Below are 25,936 nucleotides of genomic sequence, written 5' to 3' on the forward strand. Positions count from 1 at the left end.
CGGTCGCCGCGGACGCCGGCGCCCAGGAGGCCGCTGCCCGGCAACTCCGCCGATGAGCCGGACGCAGGGACCGCGGAGCAGGCCGAAGTCACCTGCTCGGGCGGCGAGTTGCTGACCACGGTCGGCACGCTCGCAACTCCCGCACCGAACACCGAACGCCACACCACACAGCACGGAGGAGTGCCCTGTCATGCCCATGACGACCCCGCCACCTGCCGCTCCCGCTCCCCCACCCGCCCCCGCCCGGGCCGCCGCCACACCGGCGATCACCGCAACCGGCCTGTCCAAGTCCTTCGGCGACAAGGTGGTGCTCGGCGGCATCGACCTGCACATCCCCGAGGGCACGATCTTCGCGCTGCTCGGTCCCAACGGCGCCGGCAAGACCACCACCGTCCAGATCCTCTCCACCCTCATCTCCGCCGACGCCGGCCAGGCGCGGATCGCCGGGCACGAACTGGCCGGCGACGTCGATGCCGTACGCGCCGCGATCGGCGTCACCGGCCAGTTCGCGGCGGTGGACAACCTGCTGACCGCCCACGAGAACCTGATGCTGATGGCGGACCTGCAGCATCTGCCCCGCCGCGAGGGCCGACGGCGCGCCGCGGAGCTGCTGCACCGCTTCGAGCTGACCGAGGCGGCCAAGAAGCCGGTCGCCACGTTCTCGGGCGGCATGCGGCGCAAGCTCGACCTCGCGATGACCCTGGTCGGCGATCCGCGCATCATCTTCCTCGACGAGCCGACCACCGGCCTGGACCCGCGCAGCCGCCGCACCATGTGGGAGATCATCCGCGGCCTGGTCGCCGACCACGGCGTCACGATCTTCCTGACCACGCAGTATCTGGAGGAGGCCGACCAACTCGCCGACCGCATCGCCGTACTCGACCACGGCAAGCTGGTCGCCGAGGGCACCGCGGACGAGCTGAAGCGCCTGATCCCCGGCGGCCACATCCGGCTGCGCTTCGACGACGCGAACGGCCTCGAAACGGCCGCGGCCCTCTTCGCCTCCGCCGCGCGCGACACCGAAGAGCTCACCCTCCAGATCCCCAGCGACGGCGACATCCCCACGCTGCGTGCCGTCCTCGACGTCCTCGACAACGCGTCGGTCAAGGCCGAGTCCCTCACGGTGCACACGCCCGATCTCGACGACGTCTTCCTCACCCTCACCGGCCAGACCCAGTCGGGCGCCGGGGCCGACTCCCAGAAGGAGAGCGTCCGATGAGCTCCCTGTCCTACGCCGTCAGCGACTCGATGACCATGCTGCGGCGCAACCTCAAGCACGCGCTGCGGTACCCGTCCATGACGGTCTCGGTCGTCGCGATGCCCCTGGTGATGCTGCTGCTGTTCAACTACGTCTTCGGCGGCGCCCTGGGGAGCGGGATCGGCGCGATGCCCACCGGCGGCGGCGAGTACATCGACTACGTCGCGCCCGGCATCATCCTGATGGCCGCGACCTCCGGCGCGCTGTCCACCGCCATCAGCGTCTGCTCCGACATGACCGAGGGCATCGTCAACCGCTTCCGCACGATGTCGATCTCCCGCGCCTCGTTCCTGACCGGGCATGTCGTCGGCAGCGTCATCCAGACGCTGTTCAGCGTCGCGCTCGTGGTCGGTGTCGCGCTGCTGATGGGCTTTCGCCCCAACGCCACCGCCGTGGAATGGCTCGCGTTCCTCGGCGTCATGGTCCTGCTCATCCTGGCGCTCACCTGGCTGTCCGCCGCCATGGGCCTGATCGCCAAGACCGTCGAGACCGCCAGCAACATGCCCATGCCGCTGACGTTCCTGCCCTTCCTCGGCAGCGCCATCGTCCCGCCGGAGTCGATGCCCACCGGGCTGCGCTGGTTCGCCGAGTACCAGCCCTTCACCCCCGTCATCGAGACCCTGCGCGGCCTGCTCATGGGCACCGAGATCGGCAACAGCGGGATCGTCGCCCTCGCCTGGTGCGTCGGCCTCACCCTGGTCGGCTACCTGTGGGCGCGCTCGGCCTTCAACCGGGACGCCAAGCGGTGACTCCCCCGCCCCACAAGCCACTTCGCACCACGGCGCACCGCGCCGAGCACCACGCCTTAGCCCACCGCATCTGACCCCGTATCCGGAGGACACCATGCACGACGACCCGTCGACGAACGCTCCCGAGACGACCGCCGGGGACCCGGCACCGCTCTCCGAGCTGCCGGTCAACCGCCCCACGGGCTGCCCCTTCGACCCGCCCGCCGAACTGGCGCAACTGCGCGAGGAGCGGCCGCTGCGCCGGATGACCTACCCCGACGGCCACGTGGGCTGGCTGGCCACCGGCTACTCCACGGTCCGCGCGATCTTCGCCGACCCCCGTTTCAGCGCACGGTACGAGTTGATGCACTATCCGCTTCCCGGCGGCCCCGAAGGCGGCCTGCCCCCGGCGCCGGTCGGCGACATGACCGGCATGGACGCTCCCGAGCACACCCGCTACCGCAAGCTGCTCGCCGGCAAGTTCACGGTCCGGCGGATGCGCGCCCTGACCGACCGCGTGGAGGAGATCACCGCGCAGCACCTGGACGCCATGGAACGCGAAGGCGGCCCGGTGGACCTGGTGCAGGCGTTCGCCCAGCCCGTCCCGGCCCTGATGATCTGTGAACTGCTCGGCGTGCCCTCGTCCGAGCGGGAGACCTTCCAGCGGCAGACGCACACGATCACCGACCTCAGGGCCACCGACGAAGAGCGGTACGCCGCCATGACGGGGATGGGGGAGTATCTGCACGCGCTGGTGCTGGCCAAGCGGGCCGAGCCCACCGACGACCTGCTCAGCGACCTGACCACCAGCGATCTCACCGACGAGGAACTCACCGGCCTGGGCGGTTTCCTGCTCGGCGCCGGCCTCGACACCACCGCCAACATGATCGCGCACGGCACCTTCGCCCTGCTGAGCAACCCGGACCAGTTCGCCGCCCTGCGCGACGATCCGGACCTCGCCGAACAGGCCGTCGAGGAGCTGATGCGCTACCTGACCATCGCCCACACCTCCATCAAGTCGGCGCTGGAAGACGTCGAACTGGACGGTCAGCTGATCAAGGCCGGCGAGACGGTCACCATGTCCATGGAGGCCGCCAACCGCGACCCGCTGCGCTTCCCCGACCCCGACAGCCTCGACCTGCACCGCAAGGCCACCGGCCACCTGGGCTTCGGACACGGCATCCACCAGTGCCTGGGCCAGCAACTGGCCCGCGTCGAAATGCGCGTCGCCCTCCCTGCGCTCGTCACCCGCTTCCCCACGCTGCGCCTGGCCGTCCCGGCCGACGAGGTCCCGCTGCGCACCTTCTCGAACATCTACGGGGTGCGCCGGCTGCCGGTCACCTGGGACAAGGAGTAGCCCGATGGCCCTCACCATCAGCATCGACCGCGACCGCTGCGTCGGCGCCGGAATGTGCGTACTGACCGCGCCCGAGGTCTTCGACCAGGACGACGAGGACGGCCGGGTACTGCTGCGCACCACCGCACCGTCCGCCGCCCACACCACCGCGGCCCGCCAGGCCGCCGGCTTCTGCCCCGCCGCGGCCATCACCACGACCGAACGGTAGCCCGGCGGTTCCGCCCCACGCGGGGGGCGAACGCGCGCCCCCCCAGCACCGGAAGCTCACGGCCCAGGTCCCCGGACCTGGGCCGTGTCCGTCCTGGGAAGTCCGCCGTGCCGGCGCGCCCGCGCTACTTCTGGCCGGCCAGGCTGATGATGATGAGCAGGACGAGCAGGCCGAGTGCGATGGCGCCACAGCCGCCGCAGCCGCCTCCGCCGCCGCCTCCGTTGATCTGCTGGGCGCCGCCCGGTACGACGTCCGGATGGTGGCGGGCGTAGTGCTCGACGAGCCGCCGTTCCGCCTCGGATTCCTTGAGCCAGGGTGTGATGTAGCGGCACTCGCCGCACGCGTTCCTGAACGTAGCCACAACTCCCCCTTGGTCTAGGCCAATTGACTCACCAGGGCAGCACGGGGCGAGGCGAATGACAAGTCCCTCGGCGGGCCCGGTCCAGGGGGTTCGGGCGGCCGAGCACGCGCCGGAGCGAAGGCTGATCAGTTCCGGCGGCGACGCCGCCGGCCGTACGGGCCGCCGCTGTCGTGGGCGCGCCACTCCTCGTCGTGGAGGCCCCGCACCCGCTGTCCTGTTTCCCTCCGGGCGCGGCGACCGTCTCGCCTTGGCGGACCTTCTCCAGTAACGAGTCGAGCGGATCGAACCCAGAGCACCCGTGGATAAACGGTCGATACCAGCCCGTAGCGGCTGATTTCGGCGGGTCAGCGGGCGGTTCCCCGTGCGCGACCGGTCACGACGCCATCGGCAGTGCCGCGCCGTCCCGCCACTTGAGGATCTTGTCGAAGCTGACGATCGCGCCGGGGCGGCCCGTGCGGTTGCGGTAGCGGACGTGGTCGGTGAGGGCCTCGATCAGAAAGAGCCCCCGGCCTTCCTCGGCAAACACGGGAGCCTGCGCGGGGGTGGGCACGGGGGCCGGGGTGGAGGCGCGGTCCGCGGCGGTATGGGGAGGGGCCGGGGGTGCGGAGCTGCCGTGGAAGCCGGGGCCCGAGTCGGCGACTTCGATCCGACAGGTGTCGCCGTCGATGAAGGCCGTGACGCGGTAGTCCTCGGTCGCGGCGTCCCCGCCGTGTTCGACGGCGTTGGCGCAGGCTTCGGTGAGGGCCACCGACAGGTCGTAACAGATGTCCGGGTCGACGCCCGCAGTCTCCATCGTGCCCAGCAACAGGCGACGGGCGAGCGGCACGCTTGCCGCCTCGCGCCGCAAGTGGAGTGACCACCAGATGCTCATCGCTCCAGCCTCCTGGCCGCGGCTCGACATATCGTTACCTATTGCCGTGCCACAAGGTCCGTAAGCATGTCCGGGACGTGATACCGCTCATTCGGCGGATGCGAAGACTGAGCGCATCGGTGTAGGTGAAGCGCCGCGTACGCGCCGTCGCGCGCCCCGCCTGCCACCCTTGACGCCCCGGGAGGCGCCCCTCGCCACCGCCCTGCCGTAGGCGGCGGGCAAGGGCAGTGGGATGATGGCGCGGCCATGTTTGCCCCACCTGCCCCGACCGCGCGCGCAGCCGCCGACCTGCGGCTGCTGAGGGCTGCGGTCTTCACCGTGGTCTGCGTCGCGCTGTCCGCGGCCGGGCACATGATCGCGTCGTGCGCGACGGTCCCGCTGTGGACGCTGGGTGTCGCGGCCGCCGTGGTGTTCGCGGTGGCGGCCCCGCTGGCCGGGCGGGAACGCTCGCTGCCGGGGATCGCGGCGGGGCTCGCGGTGGGCCAGCTCGTACTGCACTCGCTGTTCACGTGGGGGCAGGCACCCGTCCTTCCGGCGTCCCGCGCGGCGGCCATGGCCGGTATGGCGGACATGGCGGGGATGTCGACGAGCGGCCGGGCCGGCAGCGGCTTCGGCGGCGCGCTGTCCGATTCGGCGGCGATCGCGCTCGCCCGGCACATGACCTGCGGGCTCGGTGCGGGCCGGGTGGACGGCGACCAGGCGCGGCGGATGCTCGGCACGGCCGGCTTCGACGCCGCCTCCGCCACCGCACCGGCCGGACACGGAGCGGCCGGTGGCGCGGCCACCGGCGATCTGTCCATGGCGCACTGCGTGGTGCCGTCCGTGCCCATGCTGTTGGGGCATCTGCTCGCCGCGCTCGCTCTCGGCTGGCTGCTGCGGCGGGGCGAGGCGGCACTGTGGCGACTGGTCCGGCTGTCGGCTCCGGCGGCGTACGAGATCACCGTAGCGGCGCTGGTCGGTGCGCTGCGCGGAGCACTCGCGCTGGTCCGCGCCCTGCTCGCGGTCCTCGGTGCGGCGCACGACGATGCGCTGCGCGCCTCCGTTTCGTACGGGGATGACAAACCCGGCCCGAAGGACGTCGCGCTCCACCACAGTGTCGTCAGGCGAGGACCCCCCTCCCCGGCCGCCCTGGCCCTCGCGGCCTGACGTCGCGCAGCACGCTCCCACACGGGGCCCCCTCCCACGCCCTTGCGGCCTGGGGGAGGGTACGGGCTCGCGCGCCGTCGCCGTGCGCGCGCCGCCGACCACCGTCAGCGTCACCCGTGCCCTTTCTCTTCCTGTGGAGCGTTTTGATGTCGAATAAGTCTCGTATGTCCAAGTTTTCCCGCCTGTCGCTCGTGGGCGGCGTCGCGGCCGGCAGCGTCCTGCTGCTCGCCGGCCCGGCCTTCGCGCACGTCAGCGTCCAGCCCGGCGAGGCACCCAAGGGCGGCTACGCGGTCGTCAACTTCAAGGTGCCCAACGAGCGGGACGACGCCTCGACGGTGAAGCTGGAGGTGACGCTGCCGACCGACCACCCGCTGGCGTCCGCCATGCCGCAGCCGGTGCCCGGCTGGAAGGTCTCGGTCACCAAGTCCAAGCTCGCCAAGCCGATCGAGATGCACGGCGAGAAGATCAACGAGGCGCCCTCGAAGATCACTTGGACCGCCGAGGGCAAGGGCGTCGAGCCCGGCCAGTTCCAGCAGTTCCCGGTCTCCGTCGGGCAGCTGCCCGAGGACGCCGACGAACTCGTCTTCAAGGCCCTCCAGACGTACGACGACAAGGACGTCGTGCGCTGGATCGAGCCGACGAAGGAGGGCGCGGCGGAGCCGGAGAACCCGGCGCCGGTGCTCAAGCTCACCGCGGCCGAGGACGACGGCCACGGCTCCTCCGGCGCGAAGCACGCCGGCGCCAAGAGCGACGCCAAGATGACGACGGCCGCCGCGGAGACGTCCGCCAGCGACACCACGGCGCGCGTCCTGGGCGTCATCGGCATCGTGGTCGGCGTCGCCGGAGTCGGCTTCGGCGTGTTCGCCGGCCGTCGCCGCAGCGCCTGACCACCGCGGGGCCGGCGCCCGACCCGCGCCGGCCCGGCTCCCCTCGGAAGAACGTATGGGATTCATCTGCAATGCATAGAAGGACCCTGCTCGCGTCCGCCCTCGCGGCGGCCGCGGCCCTCAGCCTGACCGCCTGCGGCGGCGACGAGAGCAAGCCCGCCGCCGTCGTCTCCGGCGGGACGACCGCCAAGCCGATCGTCACCCTCGACAACCCACTGGAGAAGCCCGACCTGGTCCTGACCGGTACCGACGGCAAGAAGTACGACCTGCTGGAGCGGACCAAGGGCCACCCGACGCTGATCTACTTCGGCTACACCAACTGCCCGGACGTCTGCCCGCTGACGATGGCCAACATCGCGGTCGCCGTGAAGCAGCTGCCCAAGGCCGAGCAGAAGGACCTGCGGGTCGTGTTCGTCACCTCCGACCCGGAGCGCGACACCCCGGCCGCCCTCAAGAAGTGGCTCGCCGGCATCAACAAGGACTTCGTCGGGCTGACCGGCGCGTTCGACACCATCCAGGCGGGCGCGCGCAGCGTGAACATCGGGATCGAGAAGCCGGTCAAGAAGAAGAACGGCGATGTCGTCTCCACCCATGGCGCGCAGGTCCTGCTGAGCTCCCCCAAGGACGACAAGGTCCATTGGATGGGCATGCAGGAGGCGACCTCCGACAACTACACCACCGCACTTCCGAAGATCATCAAGGGACAGAACCCGTGAACCGCCGTACCACCTTCGCCGCCGCCCTCGCCCTGACCGCCTCTCTCGCCCTCGCGGGCTGCGGCACCGGGGAATCCGACCCGCAGATGACCGTCGAGGGCGCCTACATGCCGCAGCCGGTCACCCAGGACATGGCCGGCGGGTTCCTCACGATCAAGAACGGCGGCGCGGCCGACAAGCTCACCGCGGTCACCACCAACGAGGCCAAGGACGTCACGATCCACAAGACCGCCGGCAACAAGATGGAGCAGGTCGAGTCCCTGCCCATACCGGCGGGCGGCGAGCTCAGGCTCGAACGGGGCGGCAACCACCTGATGCTCATGGGCCTGAAGCACAAGCCGGCCAAGAGCGACGTCATCCGCGTGCAGCTGCAGTTCGCCCACGCCGAGCCCGTCAACGTGGACCTCCAGGTCAAGGCCGCCGACTACCAGCCGAAGAAGTAACGGGCGGCACAGCAGGTCACGGCAACAGCACTCACACGGCAGTTGAGGGGAGCGATCACTATGGTCACCACCGGGCTACCGCCACGACGGTCCGCCGCGCTGCGGCTGCTGATCGTCGCGGTGGCGCTGGCCGGCGCGCTGTTCGGCGGCGCCGCCCCGGCATCCGCGCACGCCGCGCTGACCGGCAGCACGCCGGCGCAGGGTTCGGTGGTCGACCGCGCACCCGAGCAGGTGACGCTCACCTTCTCCGAAGGCGTCGCGATGGGCGACGACTCCATCCGGGTCCTGGATCCGCGGGGCAAACGGGTGGACCGCGGCAAGCTGCGCAACCTGTGCAGCGGCAGCGTCGTCAAATACGGCACGGGGCTGCCGCCGGGGCTCCGCGACGGTACGTACACCGTCGCCTGGCAGGCGGTCTCCGCCGACAGCCACCCCGTCTCCGGCGCCTTCACCTTCTCCGTCGGCGCGCCCTCCAAGTCCGCCGCCCCGCTCCCCCAACAGCAGGTCGGCGGCGGGCTGGTGGGCGCGCTCTACGGTGTCGCCCGCTATCTGGCCTACGCCGGGTTCGTGCTGCTGGTCGGCGGTGCCGCCTTCGTGGTGGCCTGCCGGCCGGCCGCCGCGCTCGTACGGTCGGTGCAGCGGCTGGTCGTCCAGGGCTGGGTGGCGCTGACCGCCACCACGCTCGCGATGCTGCTGCTGCGCACCCCGTACACCGGGTCCGGTGACCTCGCCGACGTCTTCGACCTCGGTGGCCTCCAGCAGGTCCTGATCACCAAGCCGGGCGCGGCGCTGGTCTCCCGGCTGCTGCTGCTCGCGGCAGCGGCGCTGTTCGTCGCGGTGCTCTTCGGGGCGTACGCACGGCTGCAGGAACCGGAGCGGGCGCGGGAGGAGGGAGCCGAGGGGGACGGGACCGAAGGGGACGGGACCGCAGAAGCCGACGACGAGGCCGGGCGGGCCGCGGACCCCGCCGAGGAGGCCAGGCGGCGCAAGGACCTCACCTTCGGGCTGGGCGTCGGCGGGGTGATCGTCGCGATCGGGCTCGCCGCGACCTGGGCGATGGCCGAACACGCCTCGACCGGGCTGCAGCCCGCCGTCGCGATGCCGGTCGACGTGCTGCACCTGCTCGCGGTCGCCGCCTGGCTCGGCGGGCTGGCGGCGCTGGTGGTGTCCCTGTACTGGGGCCCGCCGGTCGAGCGGAGCGCCGTACGCCGCTTCTCGCGGATCGCGTTCGGCTCCGTGGTGGTGCTGGTGGCCACGGGCGTCTATCAGTCCTGGCGGCAGGTCGGCACCTGGCACGCGCTCACCGACACCGCCTACGGGCGGCTGCTGCTGCTCAAGGTGGGCCTGGTGGTGGTCCTCGTCGGGATCGCCGCGGTGTCGCGGCGGTGGACGGGGCGCCTGGGCGAGGTACGGCAGGCACCCGACCGCGAGCCCGTTCCCGCCCTCGTCCCCGATCACGGCCCGGAGGCCGAGCCCGACGAGGACCCGGCCGCCGGAACCGCTCCGGACGCCGCCCGCGCCGCTCAACTGGCCCGTCAGCAGGCCGCGCTGCGCACCGCCCGGACCAAGCGGCTGCGCGACGCGGACCCCGAGCGGCTGGGGCTGCGCCGGTCGGTCCTGGCCGAGGCGACGGTCGCCGTCGTCCTGCTGGTGGTCACGACGGTGCTGACCGCCACCGAACCGGCCCGTACGGAGGAGGCGGTCAAGGCCGCTTCCGGCGGGCAGTCCACCGCGGCCAACCAGCCGCAGGTGCTGACCGTCCCGTTCGACACCGGCGGTCCGGGCGGCAAGGGCACCGCCCGCCTCGACCTCGACCCCGGGCGCAGCGGCAACGCCAACGAGCTGCGGCTGCGGCTCTCCGACCCGTCGGGCAAGGCCATGGACGTTCCCGAGGTGAAGGTCTCCTTCACCCAGAAGTCCCAGAAGATCGGGCCGCTGCCCTTCGTCCCCCGGCACGTCGGCAAGGGCCACTGGCGCGCGAGCGGCGTCCAGCTGCCGGTCTCCGGGCAGTGGCAGCTCTCGCTGCTCGTACGGACCTCCGACATCGACCAGGTGACCGAGACCAAGAACGTGAAGATCGGCTGATGAGCAAGCGAACCGAACAAGCCGCCGCCGCTCCCCGGGCCGCCGGCCCGAAGACCTCCGGCGCGGCGAAGACCTCCGGCGGCGCGAAGGCCTCCGGTGACCCGCAGGCCCCGATGGAGCTCTCCCGCCGCCGGCTGCTGGGCACCGTCGGTGCGGCCGGCGCGGCCGGGCTGGTCGTCGGCGGGGCCGGCGGCGCCATCGGCGCCTCCGCCTCCCACCAGGACGCTCCCAAGGCCCTCACCACCATCGGGTCGACCGAGGTGCCGTTCCGGGCGGCGCGTGCCCGGCACCAGGCGGGGATCACCACACCGCTGCAGGCCAACGGGCATCTCGCCGCCTTCGACCTGGCGCCCGGTGCGGACCGCAAGGCCGCGGCGGCGCTGCTGCGCCGCTGGTCGCGGACGGCCGAGGAGCTGATGGCCGGACGCGCCCCGGACGCCGACACCGGGATCGCCCTGGACGCCGGCCCGTCCTCGCTGACCGTCACCTTCGGCTTCGGCCACAGCTTCTTCGGGCGTACGGGCCTTGTGAAGCGGCGCCCCGTACAGCTCGACCCGCTGCCCGAGTTCTCCGCGGACGCGCTGGACCCCGGGCGCAGCAACGGCGATCTGTGGATCCAGATAGGCGCCGACGACGCACTGGTCGCCTTCCACGCGCTGCGGGCGCTGCAGAAGGACGCGGCCGGCAGCGCCCGGCTGCGCTGGCAGATGAACGGCTTCAACCGCACGCCGGGTGCCACCGCGCACCCGATGACCGCCCGCAACCTGATGGGCCAGGTCGACGGCACCAACAACCCCAAGCCGTCGGACGAGGACTTCGACCAGCGGATCTTCGTGGGGCGGGACGCCGAGCAGCAGTGGATGCGCGGCGGGTCGTACGCCGTCGTCCGCCGGATCCGGATGCTGCTGGACGACTGGGAGAAGCGTTCCCGGCACGAGCAGGAGAAGGTCATCGGGCGCCGCAAGGACAACGGGGCGCCGCTGACCGGCGGCTCGGAGACCACCCCGATGCGGCTGGACGCCACCGGCCCGGACGGGCTGCCGGTCATCCCGGCCGATGCGCACGCCCGGATCGCGGCGCCGGAGTCCAATCAGGGAGCGGCGATGCTGCGCCGCCCGTTCTCCTTCCACGACGGCTTCCGCGAGGACGGGGCCCCGGACGCCGGACTGCTGTTCATCTGCTGGCAGGCCGATCCGCTGCGCGCCTTCACCCAGATCCAGCGGAAGCTGGACCGCGGGGACGCGCTGTCGCCGTTCCTGCGGCACGAGGCGAGCGGGCTGTTCGCGGTGCCGCCGGCCGCGGAACCGGGCGACTACGTGGGCCGGCCGCTGCTGGAGGGGTGATCCCCCGGCGGCCGGGGTGATCCCCGGTGGCCGCCCCGCGAGCCGGTCCGCGGCGGCCGCGCGCCAGGGGCTGTCCCAGGGGGCCGTCCCCCGGCCGTCCAGCGGCTGGAAGCCCCACCCGGCGGCCGGAACGGCTCGGTATCGTGGCAGGGCAGGGAGAAGATCGGCGGGGTGCCCCCGCAGTTGCGCGAGGGAGTGCTCAAGGATGTCGGCCAGCCGCTATACCTATCTCGGCCCCGCGGGCACGTTCACCGAGGCCGCGCTGCGCAGCCTTCCCGAGGCGGCGACCCGCGAGCTGGTGCCGATGGTGTCGGTGCCGGCCGCCCTGGACGCGGTGCGCGCCGGTGAGGCCGCGGCCGCGCTGGTGCCGATCGAGAACTCCGTCGAGGGCGGGGTGACCACCACCCTCGACGAACTGGCCTCCGGCGAGCCGCTGATGATCTACCGCGAGGTGCTGCTGCCGATCGCCTTCGCCCTGCTCGTACGCCCGGGCACGGCGCTCGGCGACGTCAAGACGGTGACCGGCCACCCGGTCGCCCAGCCGCAGGTGCGCAAGTGGCTGGCGGCTCAACTCCCGGAAGCGGTGTGGGAGTCGGCGGCCTCGAACGCCGACGGCGCGCGGCTGGTGCAGGAGGGCCGCTACGACGGCGCGTTCGCGGGCGAGTTCGCGGCGGCGACGTACGGCCTGGAGCCGCTGGTCACCGACATCCACGACGCCCAGAACGCGGCCACCCGCTTCGTCCTGGTGGGCCGCCCGGCCCGGCCCGCGGCGCCCACCGGCGCGGACAAGACCTCGGTCGTGCTGTGGCTGGCCGAGGACCACCCCGGTGCGCTGCTGGAGCTGCTGCAGGAGTACGCGGTGCGCGGCGTCAGCATGATGCGGATCGAGTCCCGGCCGACCGGGGAGGGCATCGGCCGCTACTGCTTCTCGGTGGACTGCGAGGGGCACATCACCGACCGCCGGGTGAGCGAGGTGCTGATGGGACTCAAGCGGGTCTGCCGCGAGGTGCGGTTCCTCGGCTCGTATCCGCGGGCGGACGAGACGACGCCGAGTGTGCGGCGGCAGATGACGGACTCGGCGTTCACCGAGGCGTCGGACTGGCTGGCGCGCTGCCTCGACGGGCGGGGCTGAGCCGCCCGCGGTCCCGGCACGACCTGCGGCTTTCAGCGGCCTGTGGGTTGTCCACAAAGTTATCCACAGGCACGGTTCTCGACCTGTGGGTAAGTCGACATGAAAGCCGTACGGAGTCGACAAATCGGTCTACTGACACCACATCGTTCCACAGCGCACTACCACGCCCTCCGTCAGCACAATTCATGCGATCAATCCTTTAGAGCGAGGCAATCCCACACGAAAGAGTGCGTGAACGGGGTTTGGACCGAGAATCCATAGCCGAGCATTTCGACAGCGGAATGATCGACTCCGACTTCCACAGATCTCACACACAGCCTGTGGATAAAGGTCGGAGAACCCTCATCCCCTGTGGACAACCGAGGGGTCTCCGGGGAAAACCAGGGCCCCAACTCCCGCTGTCCACATGATGGATCACCCGGCGCCCACCCCCACGAAAGCCCCCATCGCGGACATCGGGAATTCCACCGCACTCCCCCTCGCACTTATCCGCCGCTTACCGGCCGACCCCTCACGCACTCCCACCTCCACCCCGAACCCCTAAGGGAATAAGTACCCCAAAACGGGCAAATCGATATGCCGGGGAATATCGCGTCGAGGAGCCGTGCGCGGCCCCGGTAGCCTGGGGGTGTGATTGACCTTCGCCTGCTCCGTGAGGACCCCGACCGTGTGCGCGCGTCCCAGCGCGCCCGTGGAGAGGACGTCGAGCTCGTCGACGCGCTTCTCTCCGCCGACGAGCGGCGCAGGTCCTCCAGCGTCCGCTTCGACGAGCTGCGTGCCGAGCAGAAGGCGCTCGGCAAGCTCATCCCCAAGGCCAGTGGCGACGAGAAGGCCGAGCTGCTGAAGAAGGCCGGCGAGCTGGCCGCCGCCGTCAAGGCCGCCGACGCCGCCCAGGACGAGGCCAAGGAAGAGACCCAGCAGCTGCTGCTGAAGCTCGGCAACCTCGTCCACCCCGACGTACCGGTCGGCGGCGAGGAGGACTTCACGGTCCTGGAGACGCACGGCACGATCCGCGACTTCGACGCCGAGGGCTTCGCCCCCAAGGACCACCTGGAGATCGGCGAGCTGCTCGGCGCGATCGACGTCGAGCGCGGCGCCAAGGTCTCCGGCTCCCGCTTCTACTACCTGACGGGCGTCGGCGCGCTGCTGGAGCTCGCCCTGGTCAACGCCGCCATCGCCCAGGCCACCGCGGCCGGCTTCACGCCGATGCTGACCCCCGCCCTGGTCCGCCCGCGCGCCATGGAGGGCACGGGCTTCCTCGGCCAGGCCGCCGAGAACGTCTACCACCTCGAAAAGGACGACTACTACCTGGTCGGCACCTCCGAGGTCCCGCTCGCCGCGTACCACATGGACGAGATCGTCGACGCGGCCAAGCTGCCGCTGCGCTACGCCGGTTTCTCCCCGTGCTTCCGCCGCGAGGCCGGCACGTACGGCAAGGACACCCGCGGCATCTTCCGGGTCCACCAGTTCGACAAGGTGGAGATGTTCTCCTACGTCGCGCCGCAGGACGCGCAGGCCGAGCACCAGCGGCTGCTGGACTGGGAGAAGCAGTGGCTGACCTCCCTGGAGCTGCCGTTCCAGGTCATCGACGTCGCCACCGGTGACCTCGGCGCCTCGGCCTCCCGCAAGTTCGACTGCGAGGCGTGGATCCCGACCCAGGGCAAGTACCGCGAGCTGACCTCGGCCTCCAACTGCGACGAGTTCCAGGCCCGCCGGCTCTCGGTCCGGATGCGCGAGACCGTCGACGGCAAGCAGAAGGTCCAGCCGCTCGCGACCCTCAACGGCACGCTCTGCGCCGTACCCCGCACGATCGTGGCGCTCTTCGAGAACCACCAGCAGGCGGACGGCTCCGTGCGCGTCCCCGAGGTGCTCCGCCCCTACCTGGGCGGCCGGGAGATCCTGGAGCCCGTCGCCAAGTGAGCGCATCGGCTCCGCCGGCAGCCGCACCGCTGCCGTACAAGCTCATCGCGACGGATCTCGACGGGACGCTGCTGCGCCCCGACGAGACCGTCTCCGAGCGCACCCGCCGGGCGCTCGCCGCGGCCACCGCGGCGGGCGCGGCGCACATCGTCGTCACCGGCCGTTCGGTGCCCTGGACCCGGCACATCCTCGAAGCCCTGGACTACCACGGCCTCGCGGTGTGCGCCCAGGGCGGGCAGGTCTACCACGCCGGTGAGCAGCGGCTGCTGACATCGGTGACGCTCGACCGGCAGCTGGCAGGTCTGGCGCTGTCCAAGATCGAGGCCGAGGTCGGCCCGCTGTTCCTGGCCGCGAGCCGGGACGGCCTGGACGGTCAGGTGCTGATCGGCCCCGGCTACCGCGTACAGGGAGGCCCGCTGGCGAACGTCCTGATGGACGACCCCGGCGAGCTGTGGGCAGCGCCGCTGAACAAGGTCTACGTCCAGCACCCGACGCTGGACGACGACGCGCTGGCACGGGCCGCACGCCAGGTCGCCGGTGATCTGGTGGGCGTGACGATGGCCGGGCCGGGCGTCGTCGAACTGCTGCCGCTCGGCCTGTCCAAGGCCACCGGCCTCTCGCTGGCCGCCCGCCGCCTGGGCATCACCGCCAAGGAGACCGTGGCCTTCGGCGATATGCCCAACGACATCCCGATGTTCGCCTGGGCGGCGCACGGTGTGGCGATGGCCAACGCCCATGACGAGCTGAAGGCCGTCGCGGACGAGGTGACGTCCTCGCACGAGGACGACGGGATCGCGGTCGTGCTGGAGCGGATCTACGGGCTCTGACCGGCCTCCGGTTCCGCCTCGTCGGCGACGGCCGCCGCCGGGGTCAGCGGCCAGGCCGCGAAACCCATGACCAGTGCGATGGCGTGGCCGAAGTCGGTGAAGGTCGCACCGGTCGTCAGCGGAACGCCGAAGAACACCAGCACCGCGACGAGGTAGACGTAGCTCCAGGGCGGGGGCAGCCGGTAGGTCAGTACACCGGCGGCCGCGGCCAGCCCGTAGGAGACCCCGATGTCGACGACATGCGTCATCGAGCGCGGCAGCTGGTGGCCCTCGATGGCCAGCAGGACGAGTTCCTGGCTGGCGAGGGTGGCGGCGACATGCGCGCCGCCGACGATCAGCAGCCAGCGCCAGGTCCCCACCCAGCGCTCGACGTTGGCGTGCACCAGCTCGAACATGACCGCGTAGAGCAGGAACGACTCCGGCCGTTCGATCCAGAAGCCGCTGATCAGCAGCGAGGGCAGCGGATGCTCGTTCAGCTCGTGGATGTTGCTGCTGGTGCGGTGGACGAGGAACTGCCCCAGCCCCTCGGAGGCGGAGGCGATCACGAGGCTGGTGACGCCGATGATCAGAAGCCAGATATGGGTGCCCGGGCTCGTCCGCACCCAGTCCTTCACCCAGTCGGCGGGGCCGCGCCCGGACCACCGCGACCGGCCGCCGCGCAGCGGCTCCATCAGCGGTCCCCTCGCCGGTGGTCGGGTACGGCGAGGCCGTGGGTACTGCCGAGGCCGTCGGTGGGTCTGACGGCTTTTCGGTCGGTCTTCACCCTTTGAGGGTAGAGGGTGTCCCCCCTACGGGAGGGCTGGACGTGCGGGTCGGCACCCGGAACCGTACGGCCGTACGCGGTTCCGGGTTGCCGCCCTGGGCCCTGTGACGATCTTCGCGGCGATGCCACACCCCAGTCAATCCTCTGGTTTCGTTCCAAATCCCTTAGCCACAGCTTGGGTAGCGGCACCGGGAGGGGGCTACCGTACCGGGGTGACCCTCGATGACCTGCGCGCTTTCGTGGCCGTGTGCGAGACGGGCAGCCTCAGCGCCGTCGCCCGACGTCTCGGCTGCACGCAATCCGCCGTCAGCCAGCGCATCAAACGCCTCGAACGCGAGGCGGGCATCAGCCTGTTGGAGCGCCGGCCGCGCGGTGTCGCACCGACCCAGGCGGGCCGGATCCTCAACCGCGCGGCGGCGGACGGCCTCAGCGGCCTGGACGTGGCCCTGCGTCAACTGGGCGATCTGCGCGCGGGCGACGGCGGCACGGTCCGGGTCACCACCGGTGCCACGACCGTACGGCACTTCATGGCCGACGCGGTGGTCGCCTTCCGCACCCGCCATCCGCACGTCAACCTGGAGTTCCAGACCGAGAGTTCCAGCAGCCGCTGCTTCGAGGCGGTCGCGGACGGCGGCTCCGAACTGGCCTGGATCACCATCGGCCCGCCCGTGCGCGGCATCGAGCAGCATCCGGTCATCGGCCTGCCCTGGGTGCTCGCCGTACGCGCCGACGACCCGCTCGCGACCCGGGAGCGGATCGAGCCGGAGGAACTGGCCGGCATCCGGCCCATCCGGCTGCCGGAGAACTCCACCTCCCGTATGCGGCTCGACGGCCACCTCAGCCACCGGGACGCAGGGCAGCTGCCGCCCCCGAGCACCACCAGCGTCGCCGACTGGGACACCGCCCTGCTGCTGGCCGAACTCGGCGTCGGTCACGCGGTCGTCCCTCGTCTGCCGGGTCTCGCGGCCACCGCCGACTCCCCCCTGCGCCTGGTCCCGATACCCGCGCTGCCCCCACTGGCCACCGGCTGGGCGGTGCGTACGTGGGCGGCGCTGAGTCCGGCGGCGGTGGAGTTCGCGGAGACGGTCACGGCGTGTCTCGGCGGTGGCCGTGAGCAGCACTCCAGGTCCGGTGCGCGAGGGGCTGAGCGGCCGGCGACATCGGGGGCCGGGCCGGCGCATCGGGGTCGTCAGACGGTCTCCGAAGCCGGGGCATCGGGTCCATAGGGCGATATCCGGGGCCGTGCCCCGGGGCCTTCCCGGCCGGGATCCGGCCGCGATCCGGCCGCGCCCCGGCTGCCGCGCAGCGTCACCGCCGCCCCACAATCGGCCACCACCCGGCAGCATCGCGTCAAACAGTGTCCACAACCCGTCAATGACGCGTCAGCGACTGGCGGAGGGGCCCGTTCCCCGGGCATAGCGTCGTCAGAGCCGAGCCCCGGCACATGCGTCATCCACTGGTCCGGGGCCGCCGATGTCCTGTTCGAGGAGCAACGCCGTGTCCCACCATCTGTACGCGGAAGATCCTGAGCCTTCTGATCGTGTCCCGGCCGGGCCTCTCTTCGTCCCCGTCCGGTCGGGCCCCGCGGGCTGCACGGCCCGCCTGTTCCGCACCCCGCTAGGCGGCCGGACGGCCGTCGGCTTCACCTCCGCCCAGCGGCTCGCCGCGGCTCTGGGCGGCGGTCAGCCCTGGGTCAGGCTGTCCGAGCCCGCGCTGCGTGCGCTGGCCGAGCCCGTCGGCGCGAGCGTGGTGACCGTCGACCCGCGGCTCTCCCCCGAGGTGTCCCGTACGGCGGCGCGCACCCCCGAGGTCTCGCGCCCCTCGCGCACCCCTGAGGTCCCCCGTACGACGCGTACCCCCGAGGTGCTCCGTGCGGCCCGTACGCACCATCACCTACGGGCTGTCTGAGGGAGGGGCGACACCATGAGCCACAGCACACTGCCCCGCACCGCCCAAGAGCCCCCCGTTCCGTCGCCGGCCGCCGCGGTGGCGCCCACCACGGCGTCGCCGCCCGCCGGACCGGACGCCCTGCTCACATCCCCTGAGGGCGAGCCGACGGCCGCCGCCCGACCCGCCGCCGACCGCGGTCCGCTCGCCATATGGCCCGGCTCCGCGGCGCCGCTCTGCCACGACGACGTCGCCGTGGGCGGTGTCCCGCTCACCGAGCTGGCCGACCGCTTCGGCACCCCCGCCTATGTCCTGGACGAGGACGAGGTGCGCCAACGCTGCCGCGCCTACCTACGGGACTTCCCCGACGCCGACATCTACTACGCGGCCAAGGCGTTCCTGTGCCGCGCCCTGGTCCACTGGGTGCGGGAGGAGGGCCTCGGCCTGGACGTCTGCTCCGCCGGCGAGCTGGAACTGGCCGTCACCACCGGCTTCCCGCCCGAGCGGATCGTGCTGCACGGCAACGCCAAGAGCCCGGCCGACCTGCGAACCGCGCTGCGGCTCGGCGTCGGACGGATCGTCATCGACTCCACGTCGGAGATCGCCCGGCTGGCGGCCGCGGTCCCGGCGGGCTCCCGGCAGAAGGTGCTGATCAGGGTCGTGCCCGGGATCGCCGCGGGCGGCCACGCCAAGATCCGTACCGGGACCGACGACCAGAAGTTCGGGCTGTCGATCGCCGACGGCTCCGCACAGCACGCCGTCACCCGGGTGCTCGCCCAGCCGCGCCTCCAATTGGTCGGCCTGCACTGCCACTTGGGTTCGCAGATCACCACCGCCAAGCCGTACCTGTCGGCCGTACGACGGCTGGTCGGCCTGCTGGCCCGGGTCCGTGAGCAGCACGGCGTCGCCCTCCCCGAGCTGGATCTCGGCGGCGGCCACGGCATCGCCTACCGCCCGGGTGAGCCCGTGCTCGACACCGCCGCGCTCGGCGCCAAGGTGCGCGCGGAGCTGGCGAGCAGCTGCGCGGCGGCGGGTCTGCCGGTGCCCCGGCTCGCCGTCGAACCCGGCCGGGCCATCGTGGGCCCGGCCGGTGTCGTCCTCTACCGGGTGCTGTCCGTCAAACGGACCGGCGCGCACACGTTCGTGGCGGTGGACGGCGGGATGAGCGACAACCCGCGGCCCGCGCTGTACGGGGTGCGCTACGCCCCCCGGCTGGTCGGGCGCAGCTCGCTCGCCGCGTCGGAGCCCGTCACCGTCGTCGGCCGGCACTGCGAGGCCGGCGACGTGCTCGCCACCGACGTGCGGCTGCCGGGCGACATCCGGCCCGGCGATCTGCTGGCGGTGCCCGTAGCCGGCGCCTACCACCTCTCCATGGCCTCCGGATACAACCTCGTCGGCCGCCCACCGGTCATCGCGGTCACCGACGGCCGCGCCCGCCTTCTCGTACGGCGGGAGTCCCTGGCGGATATCCAGGGACGGGACGTGGGGCTGTAGGGCGGGCCGGGAGCGGTGATCCTGTTGCAGCGGTGATCCTTTTGCGGCGGTAGTCCCGTTGGAGCGGTAATGCCGTTGCAGCGGTAGTCCCGTTGGAGCGGTAGTCCCGTTGGAGCGGTAATCCCGTTGTAAGGGACAGGGGTTGGGGCTCCTCGGGGGCGGCGATCGCGGTACGGCCGGCCCCGAGGAGCTCGCCACCGTTGCCCGCGCCCCCTACACCCGTCACCGTTGCCCGCACCCCTACGCCCGTCACGCCGCTGCCCGCACCCCTACAGCTTCCATGTAGCATGCATGGATCGGTTGTAGGATGACTGGGCAACCGGGCGGACAGATGGCACAGAGGGCACCCATAGGCGGCACCCACAGGCAGACGGGCGGACGGAACGGACATGGCACTGCAAGCGGCAGGACGGCAATCCCTCGTGGACACCGTCGTCGAGGCACTGCGGTCCCAACTGACCGCCGGGGAGTGGCAGATCGGGGACCGCATCCCCACCGAGCACACGCTCGCCGAGCAGCTCCAGGTCGGCCGCAACACCGTCCGCGAGGCGGTGCGGGTGCTCGTACACGCCGGAATGCTGCGCTCACGGCAGGGCGAAGGCACCTTCGTCGTGTCCACCGCGGATCCGGGCGACATCATGCGCGGCGTGCAACGGGCCGGCATCCGCGACGTACTGGAACTACGGATCGCCCTGGAGGCGGAGGCCGCCCGGCTCGCCGCGCTGCGGCACCGGCCGGACGACCTGCAGCGGATGCGGGCGGCCCTGGACGCCCAGGCGGACCTGGCCGACGCGGACGGACGGCCCGACTCCGGCAACCTGGAGCTCTACGCCGACCACGACATCGCCTTCCACAAGGCCGTCGTCGAGGCCGCGCACAACACCGCACTGACGGCGACCTACGGCTGGTTCAGCAGCTCGGTACGGGAGGCGCTGGTCAACGCGCTCGACGACCAGGCGATGCCGAAGATCGTGCACGGTGACCACCGCGCCGTCATGGAGGCGATCGCGTCGGGCGACCCGGAGGCCGCGGAGCGCGCCACCCGCGAGCTGCTGGAGAAACCGAAGCGGGCCGTGGAGGCCCTGCTGGACGACGGCCACTGAGGAGCCGGTCTCCATCTCCACGCTCGGGTCTCCTCGCTCCGGTCTCCACGCTCCGGTCTCCGCTCTCCCGCGCCCAGTTCCCTCCCTCTCCCCTCTCCTCCCTCTCCCTGCGCTCATCCGACTCCTTCTTCCCTTCCTTCCGGTTTCCTTCGCGGAACACACTCATGGCGAGGTAACGCACGCATGTCAGGGTCCAGGCCCCAAGCACCACTGATCGACGCCGAGGAGGACCTGGTCGCGACACCGCCCGTCGCCGCCGCCCGCCGGCGGCTGCGGGCCGTCCACCCGGCGCTCGTGCTGGCCGGGATCGTGCTCGCCGCGCTCAACATGCGGGCGGCGCTGGCCGGGGTCTCACCGCTGCTCGGCGAGATCGGCGCGCACTTCCACCTGGCCGCGACCGCCAGCAGTCTGGTGACCACGATCCCGCTGATCTTCATGGGTCTGGGCTCGATCGTCGCGCCGAGGCTGGCCCGGCGGTGGGGTACCGAAGCGGCGCTGTGCGCGGCGCTGGTGGCGCTGTGCGGCGGCATCGCGCTGCGGATCGCGCCGCCGGTGGTGGCACTGTTCGCCGGGTGTGCGGTGGTCGGCTCCTCCATAGCCCTGCTGAACGTGCTGATGCCGGGGCTGATCAAGCGGGACTTCCCCGATCGGGCCGCGGGTATGACGGCGCTGTATTCGACGGCGATGATCCTGGGCGCCACGGTCTCCGCCGCCTCCGCGGTCCCGCTGGAGAACGCACTCGGCAGCTGGCAGGGAGCGCTGGTCTCCTGGTCGCTGCTGGCCGCCGTCGCCGCGGTGGCCTGGATCCCGCAGGCGCTCATGGCCCGCCGTGGCACCCGGCACGGCGCCGCCGCGGCCATGTCCGTACACCAGGCCGAGGCGGGGCCGAGGTTGAGCCGCTCGCCACTGGCCTGGCAGGTCACGCTCTTCATGGGCTCGCAGTCGCTGATCGCGTACGTGGTCATCGCCTGGATGCCGACCGTCTTCACCGACCACGGCATGGGCAAGGGCGAGGCGGGGCTGGTCTTCGCCTTCAGCACGCTGGTGCAGATGGTCGGGTCGTTCGTGGTGCCGATGCTGGCGGGACGGATGCGGCGGCAGCGCCTGCTGGGGGTGGCCGTCTCCGCGCTGATGGCCTGTGGCGTCGCCGGTCTGCTGCTGGCACCGGTGGCGGGCGCATGGCTGTGGGCCGCCCTTCTGGGCATCGGCCAGGGCGGCGCGCTGGGGCTGGCCCTGACGATGATGGTCCTGCGCTCGGGCGACGCGCACACCGCCGCCCGGCTGTCCGGCATGGCCCAGACGGGCGGCTACCTGCTCGCCGCCGCCGGGCCGCTGGCCCTTGGCGCCGTCCATCAGGCCACCGGCGGCTGGACGGTTCCCCTCGTGCTGCTGCTCGGGGTCTGCGCCGGTCTGGCGCTGCTGGGCATGGGCGCGGGGCGCGACCGCAGGATCGGGGACGCGGGCGGGGCGTAGCGCTACGGGGGCGTAGGAAGTAGGGGCGTAGGGCGTAGTGCGTGGTGCCCGTGCCCGGTGGCAGCGCGTGTGGGCGCCTGTGGACGCTGGGCCGCCCGTGGCCGCCTGTGGACGCCTGTGGGCATGTGCACGCTATGCGTGGCTCTGCGGGCACTCACGCGGGCGCCTGTGTGCGCGCCCCATGACGAGGGGGTGAACGATCTACGTCGTCGGCAACGATCCGGGGGTGGCCCCCGCCCCGCCGTACGGCCGTGGCCTACCGTGCCCCCCATGAGCGACGTTCAGCACCCCGCCCGCCGCCCAGGCCCGCGGCTCTCCCGCACCGGCTGGCTCATCGTTGTCGCCGTCCTGGCCGCCCTGGCCGTCCTGGCCGTGCTGCTCGTGCCGCGGTTGCTGCGCGGGCCGGGGGGCGAGGAGAAGCTGACGGTGCCGGAGGGGCAGCGGGCCACCCAGGTCTACGCCGCCGTCGACAAGGCGCTGCGGCTGCCCAGCGGCTCCACCGCGAAGGCCGCCAAGAGCGCGAAGCTCCCGCTGCCCGACGCGGCACAGGGCAATCCGGAGGGCTACCTCTTCCCGGCGACCTATCCGATCCACTCGGACACCACGCCGACGTCACTGCTCTCGTACATGGTCAAGACCGCCAATCAGCGGCTGACCGCGGACAAGATCACCTCCTACCGCACGGTCGTGATCGCCAGCATCGTGCAGGCCGAGGCCGACCGGCCGGCCGATATGGGCAAGGTCGCCCGGGTCATCGACAACCGGATCGCCCGGCACATGCCACTGCAGATGGATTCGACGATCAACTACGCACTGGGCCGCAGCACGCTCAACACCAGCCACGCCGACACCAGGACCAACAGCCCGTACAACACCTACAAGCACGAGGGCCTGCCACCCACCCCGATCGACAACCCCGGGGCGGACGCGCTCAAGGCGGCCGGCGCGCCGCCCGCGGGCGACTGGCTGTACTTCGTCACCGTCAAGCCGGGCGACACCCGCTTCACCGCTGACTACCAGGAGCATCTGCGCAACGTGCGGGAGTTCAACGCCCAGCAGAAGAACGGTGCCGGCGGCGGGGGCGGCGCGTAGGACGCGTCGGTCGGGCACGGTCAGGACAGCGCAGGCGGGGCGATGGGGCCGCGACGGTCCGAGGCCACCTGGCGCGCCCAGGGCCACCCGGAGGCGGCCCTAGGCCGTTTCGTTCGGATCATCGGATCGTTGGTCCGGGTATGCCGTTGACTGACGCGCAGTGGGCGCGGATCGAGCCGTTACTCCCGGACCGGACTCCGAAGCGGGGCGGTCGGTGGCGCGATCACCGTGAGGTGATCGACGCGATCGCCTGGAAGTTCCAGACCGGGTCTCAGTGGGTGCACCTGCCCGAGAAGTACGGCAATTGGCGGGGCGTCTACAACCGGCTGCGGATGTGGGCCGTGGACGGCACCTGGGAGCGGGTATTCACCGCGTTGATGGCTCAGGCGGACGCGGACGAGGACCTGAACTGGGCAGTCTCGGTGGACTCCACGATCGTGCGCGCTCACCAGCACGCCGCCGGGGCCCGCAAAAAGGGGCCCCGACCGGCGAACCGACAGACCACGCCATCGGCCGGTCCCGCGGCGGGCTGACCACAAAGATTCACCTCGCCGCCGATGGCAACTGCCGCCCCCTCGCGTTCGTTCTCACCGCCGGACAAGCCGGAGACGCTCCCGCCTTCCCGCAGGTCATGGCCCGCTTGCGTGTGCCCCGCCACCGCGGACGACCTCGCACCAGGCCGGACGTGGTCCTGGCCGACAAGGCGTACTCCTCACGCGCCATCCGCGAGCACCTGAGCAAGCGTGGCATCCGGGCGGTGATCCCCATCCCTGCCGACCAGCGGAGCCACCGTCTACGCCGAGGCAGCCAGGGCGGCCGGCCACCCGCCTTCGACCGCGAGACATACAAGCAACGCAACACGGTCGAACGATGCATCAACCGCTTGAAGCAATGGCGCGGCATCGCCACCCGCTACGAGAAGACCGCGGCCATTTACCTGGCCGGCCTGCACGTCGCAGGCATCTTTCACTGGTCCGCCCAGTGATCCAAACGAAACTGCCTAGGTGTGCTGACCGGCCGTGATTCTTCACCGGCAGGCTCTAAGCGGGGTCCGGCCTCCCCGGCCCCACCGGACCGAGGAAGCCGGACCGGGCCCACCGGATCGATCGGCTCTACTCCTCTCTACTCCTCGCCTGCCAGGGTCAGTGCCTTCAGCCGGCGGCCCGCGTACCAGGTCGCGAGAACCGTGAGGGCGACCAACAGGCATATTGCGAGGGGCAGTTGGACATCGGAGGTGATCGCGCCGTCCGCGGCCGTGTGCTGGCCGACCGCCAGCGCCCACTGCTGGATGCTGAGGGTCTTCGCGCCCGGGACGAGGGTGCCGACGAAGGCCTCCCAGACCAGGGCGTAGACCAGGCCGAAGACCACGGCGTGCCGGGTGATCGTGCCGAAGAGCAGGAAGAGCGCGCTGTAGGCGACCGAGGCGATGGCCGCCGCTACCGCGTACCCCACCGCTATCTGCTGGCTGTTGCCGTTGAGCAGGAAGCCGGCGAGCAGGACGGGCACTGCGGAGAAGGCGACCGTGACGCCTATGGCGACCAGGAGTTTGGTGAAGATGATCGTCGGCCGGGGGACCGGCTTGGCCAGGAGATAGACCACCGAGCCGTCGTCGATCTCCGGTCCGATGGCACCCGTACCGGCGATGACACCGATCAACGGCACCATCGTCCCCAGCGCGAAGCCGCCCAGGATGCCGCCGGCGGTGGAGTCGTCGGCTCCGGTCAACGTACGGACGGCCACCGCGATGACCACCAGAAGAGTGGGCAGCGCGAAGAGGATCAGGGCCCGCCGCCGGCCGAGCAGCGCGCGGTAGGTGAGCCTGGCGACGGTCGGGTGGAACAGCGTGGCCCTGGGCCCGGCGGGCGCCGGCGGGGCCGTCGGAGTGGTCGTGGACATGCCTCGGGGCTCCTTTCTGGCCTCAGGCCGCGACGAGGTAGGAGAAGACGGATTCCAGCGATTCATCGGAGGGCGAGACCGTCAGCAGGCGGATGCCGTGGTCCCGGGCGACCCGTGGCAGGAGTTCGGTGAAGCGGCCGAAGTCGACCGCCTGGATGCGCAGCGCGCCCTCGGTGAGGTCGACCTCGATCCCGGACGTCGAGGGATCGGCGATCAGCGCCCCGGCCAGCGCCCGGTCGTTGTCGGACCGGACGAGGTAGCGGTGCGGCCGGTCGGTCATCAGCCGGCGGATCTTGCGGAAGTCGCCGGACGCGGCATGCCGGCCGGCCACCACCACCTCGATGTGCGAGGCGAGTTGCTCGACCTCTTCGAGGATGTGCGAGGAGAACAGAACCGTGCGGCCCTGGTCGCCCATCCGCCGCAGCAGCTCCATCAGCTGCATCCGCTGGCGCGGATCCATGCCGTTGAAGGGCTCGTCGAGCAGCAGCACGGAGGGGTCGTGGACGAGCGCGGAGGCCATCTTGACGCGCTGCCGCATGCCCTTGCTGTACGTCGAGATCTTGCGGTCCTGGGCGTACTCCATCTCGACGGTGGCCAGCGCCCTGGCCGCCTCCGCCCGGCCGAGGCCGTGCAACTCCGCGTTGGCGACGACGAATTCGCGCCCGGTCAGGAAGTCGTACATCGCCTCGCGCTCGGGGACGATGCCGATGTGGCGGTAGATACCGGCGTTGCGCCAGATCGTCGTCCCGTCGAGGGTGACGGAGCCGTTGGAGGGGGCGAGGAAGCCGCCCATCATGTTGATGAGGGTGGACTTGCCGGCGCCGTTGGGGCCGAGCAGGCCGGTGACGCCGGGGCCGATGGTCATGGTGATGTCGTTGACGGCGACGACATTGCCGAACCAGCGGGAGACGTGGTCGATGGTGACAGTGCTCATGGGCGCGGCCCA

At 71.7% G+C, this 25,936-nt stretch carries 25 protein-coding genes; 20 read left to right on the forward strand and 5 right to left on the reverse strand.

Features of this window, described 5'->3' with window-relative positions; translation table 11 throughout:
• The first annotated feature begins 196 nt into the window (after positions 1-196).
• The 4 genes from AC0680_RS03190 (at position 197) to AC0680_RS03205 (ending at position 3,551) form a co-directional block, all read left to right on the forward strand.
• Positions 197-1,219 carry an ATP-binding cassette domain-containing protein gene (locus tag AC0680_RS03190; protein ID WP_478625061.1) on the forward strand — a complete coding sequence of 341 codons (1,023 nt, stop codon included), beginning with the start codon at positions 197-199 and terminating at the stop codon, positions 1,217-1,219.
• Entirely contained in the window at positions 1,216-2,007 is a 792-nt protein-coding gene (locus tag AC0680_RS03195) for an ABC transporter permease (protein WP_478624507.1), read from the forward strand. The genes AC0680_RS03190 and AC0680_RS03195 overlap by 4 nt, the downstream gene beginning before the upstream one ends.
• A gap of 94 nt (positions 2,008-2,101) precedes the next feature.
• Positions 2,102-3,343 (forward strand): cytochrome P450, encoded by a 1,242-nt coding sequence (locus tag AC0680_RS03200; RefSeq protein WP_478624509.1) that lies wholly within the window; start codon positions 2,102-2,104, stop codon positions 3,341-3,343.
• 4 nt (positions 3,344-3,347) lie between these two features.
• Complete coding sequence (locus AC0680_RS03205; RefSeq protein ID WP_478624511.1) at positions 3,348-3,551, forward strand: ferredoxin; 204 nt, start codon at positions 3,348-3,350, stop codon at positions 3,549-3,551.
• A 124-nt stretch (positions 3,552-3,675) separates the two neighbouring features.
• Here the strand turns inward: AC0680_RS03205 and AC0680_RS03210 are convergent, their stop codons facing one another.
• A complete protein-coding gene (locus AC0680_RS03210; RefSeq protein ID WP_478624512.1) occupies positions 3,676-3,912 on the reverse strand; it encodes a hypothetical protein in 237 nt (78 codons plus the stop codon).
• 373 nt (positions 3,913-4,285) lie between these two features.
• Positions 4,286-4,783, reverse strand: coding sequence for an ATP-binding protein (locus tag AC0680_RS03215; RefSeq protein ID WP_478624514.1), 498 nt, complete (start codon positions 4,781-4,783; stop codon positions 4,286-4,288).
• Positions 4,784-5,029: 246 nt separating this feature from the next.
• On the opposite strand from AC0680_RS03215, the gene AC0680_RS03220 reads away from it, so the two are divergent.
• From AC0680_RS03220 to AC0680_RS03260, 9 genes are all read left to right on the forward strand, one after another.
• Positions 5,030-5,929 carry a hypothetical protein gene (locus AC0680_RS03220; RefSeq protein ID WP_478624515.1) on the forward strand — a complete coding sequence of 300 codons (900 nt, stop codon included), beginning with the start codon at positions 5,030-5,032 and terminating at the stop codon, positions 5,927-5,929.
• A 164-nt stretch (positions 5,930-6,093) separates the two neighbouring features.
• Positions 6,094-6,816 carry a YcnI family copper-binding membrane protein gene (locus AC0680_RS03225; RefSeq protein ID WP_478624516.1) on the forward strand — a complete coding sequence of 241 codons (723 nt, stop codon included), beginning with the start codon at positions 6,094-6,096 and terminating at the stop codon, positions 6,814-6,816.
• Positions 6,817-6,887: 71 nt separating this feature from the next.
• A complete protein-coding gene (locus tag AC0680_RS03230; protein ID WP_478624517.1) occupies positions 6,888-7,532 on the forward strand; it encodes an SCO family protein in 645 nt (214 codons plus the stop codon).
• The gene (locus tag AC0680_RS03235) at positions 7,529-7,975 is read left to right on the forward strand and encodes a copper chaperone PCu(A)C (RefSeq protein ID WP_478624519.1); all 447 of its coding nucleotides are present in this window, start codon (positions 7,529-7,531) and stop codon (positions 7,973-7,975) included. Before AC0680_RS03230 ends, AC0680_RS03235 begins: the two co-directional genes overlap by 4 nt.
• Positions 7,976-8,035: 60 nt before the next feature.
• Entirely contained in the window at positions 8,036-10,060 is a 2,025-nt protein-coding gene (locus tag AC0680_RS03240; protein ID WP_478624520.1) for a copper resistance CopC/CopD family protein, read from the forward strand.
• Positions 10,060-11,403, forward strand: coding sequence for an iron uptake transporter deferrochelatase/peroxidase subunit (gene efeB / locus AC0680_RS03245; RefSeq protein WP_478624521.1), 1,344 nt, complete (start codon positions 10,060-10,062; stop codon positions 11,401-11,403). Before AC0680_RS03240 ends, efeB begins: the two co-directional genes overlap by 1 nt.
• Before the next feature lie 205 nt (positions 11,404-11,608).
• The gene (gene pheA / locus AC0680_RS03250) at positions 11,609-12,535 is read left to right on the forward strand and encodes a prephenate dehydratase (RefSeq protein ID WP_384424318.1); all 927 of its coding nucleotides are present in this window, start codon (positions 11,609-11,611) and stop codon (positions 12,533-12,535) included.
• A gap of 630 nt (positions 12,536-13,165) precedes the next feature.
• Complete coding sequence (gene serS, locus AC0680_RS03255) at positions 13,166-14,455, forward strand: serine--tRNA ligase (protein WP_478624523.1); 1,290 nt, start codon at positions 13,166-13,168, stop codon at positions 14,453-14,455.
• A complete protein-coding gene (locus AC0680_RS03260; protein ID WP_478624525.1) occupies positions 14,452-15,282 on the forward strand; it encodes an HAD family hydrolase in 831 nt (276 codons plus the stop codon). Before serS ends, AC0680_RS03260 begins: the two co-directional genes overlap by 4 nt.
• Here the strand turns inward: AC0680_RS03260 and AC0680_RS03265 are convergent.
• Positions 15,270-15,953: a rhomboid-like protein gene (locus tag AC0680_RS03265; RefSeq protein WP_478624527.1), complete on the reverse strand. Its 684-nt coding sequence runs from the start codon at positions 15,951-15,953 to the stop codon at positions 15,270-15,272. The genes AC0680_RS03260 and AC0680_RS03265 overlap by 13 nt on opposite strands.
• A 304-nt stretch (positions 15,954-16,257) precedes the next feature.
• Here AC0680_RS03265 and AC0680_RS03270 point away from each other — a divergent pair, with 304 nt between their 5' ends.
• The 7 genes from AC0680_RS03270 to AC0680_RS03300 all read left to right on the forward strand — a co-directional run bounded on the left by AC0680_RS03270 (position 16,258) and on the right by AC0680_RS03300 (position 24,079).
• Positions 16,258-17,271: a LysR family transcriptional regulator gene (locus AC0680_RS03270; protein WP_478624529.1), complete on the forward strand. Its 1,014-nt coding sequence runs from the start codon at positions 16,258-16,260 to the stop codon at positions 17,269-17,271.
• A 271-nt stretch (positions 17,272-17,542) separates the two neighbouring features.
• Positions 17,543-17,953 carry an SAV_915 family protein gene (locus AC0680_RS03275; RefSeq protein WP_478624530.1) on the forward strand — a complete coding sequence of 137 codons (411 nt, stop codon included), beginning with the start codon at positions 17,543-17,545 and terminating at the stop codon, positions 17,951-17,953.
• A gap of 15 nt (positions 17,954-17,968) precedes the next feature.
• On the forward strand, positions 17,969-19,426 hold the full coding sequence (gene lysA / locus AC0680_RS03280) for a diaminopimelate decarboxylase (RefSeq protein ID WP_478624531.1): 1,458 nt from the start codon (positions 17,969-17,971) through the stop codon (positions 19,424-19,426).
• Positions 19,427-19,815: 389 nt separating this feature from the next.
• Positions 19,816-20,529, forward strand: a complete 714-nt coding sequence (locus tag AC0680_RS03285) for a FadR/GntR family transcriptional regulator (protein ID WP_478624532.1) — start codon at positions 19,816-19,818, stop codon at positions 20,527-20,529.
• Between the two features lie 183 nt (positions 20,530-20,712).
• Complete coding sequence (locus AC0680_RS03290; RefSeq protein WP_478624533.1) at positions 20,713-22,002, forward strand: CynX/NimT family MFS transporter; 1,290 nt, start codon at positions 20,713-20,715, stop codon at positions 22,000-22,002.
• Between the two features lie 270 nt (positions 22,003-22,272).
• Entirely contained in the window at positions 22,273-23,094 is an 822-nt protein-coding gene (gene mltG / locus AC0680_RS03295; RefSeq protein WP_478624535.1) for an endolytic transglycosylase MltG, read from the forward strand.
• A gap of 140 nt (positions 23,095-23,234) precedes the next feature.
• Positions 23,235-24,079 (forward strand): IS5 family transposase gene (locus tag AC0680_RS03300; RefSeq protein ID WP_478624536.1). Its coding sequence is split into 2 segments (ribosomal slippage): positions 23,235-23,574 and positions 23,574-24,079, totalling 846 coding nucleotides; the frame shifts between segments, so codons are not numbered across the junction.
• A gap of 137 nt (positions 24,080-24,216) precedes the next feature.
• On the opposite strand, the gene AC0680_RS03305 is transcribed toward AC0680_RS03300, so the two are convergent.
• Together AC0680_RS03305 and AC0680_RS03310 are read right to left on the reverse strand one after the other, a co-directional pair.
• On the reverse strand, positions 24,217-24,936 hold the full coding sequence (locus AC0680_RS03305) for an ABC transporter permease subunit (RefSeq protein ID WP_478625062.1): 720 nt from the start codon (positions 24,934-24,936) through the stop codon (positions 24,217-24,219).
• A gap of 76 nt (positions 24,937-25,012) precedes the next feature.
• Positions 25,013-25,924, reverse strand: coding sequence for an ABC transporter ATP-binding protein (locus AC0680_RS03310; protein ID WP_384424308.1), 912 nt, complete (start codon positions 25,922-25,924; stop codon positions 25,013-25,015).
• Between the last annotated feature and the right edge of the window lie 12 nt (positions 25,925-25,936).

Source organism: Streptomyces sp. NPDC043738 (assembly GCF_056436545.1).